A 222-nucleotide genomic window follows, 5' to 3' on the forward strand; every position below is an offset into this window, starting at 1 on the left:
ACGCCAGAAACCGATCCGTTTGTGGATGCGAACGAAGTGGTCAGCACCGCTGAAGATACGCCGATTACGGGCAGTGTGCTCGAAGGCACATCTTCCAAAAAAAAAAACGCCAGAAACCGATCCGTTTCGGTCGCCGGCGATAACAGCACTTACAATGCGGGCGATAGCGTCACCATCGCCGGTATTGGGGTGTTGATCTTAAACACCGATGGCAGCTACAGC

1 protein-coding gene is annotated in these 222 nt (G+C 53.6%); it reads left to right on the forward strand.

Annotation, left to right across the window (positions count from 1 at the left end; translation table 11 throughout):
- Positions 1-222 (forward strand): hypothetical protein (locus tag IEY18_RS17340; RefSeq protein ID WP_229780030.1); only part of this gene is annotated, 222 nt, incomplete at both ends.

It is taken from the genome of Shewanella gelidii, from assembly GCF_014647855.1.
GTDB classification, from domain to species: Bacteria; Pseudomonadota; Gammaproteobacteria; order Enterobacterales; family Shewanellaceae; genus Shewanella; species Shewanella gelidii.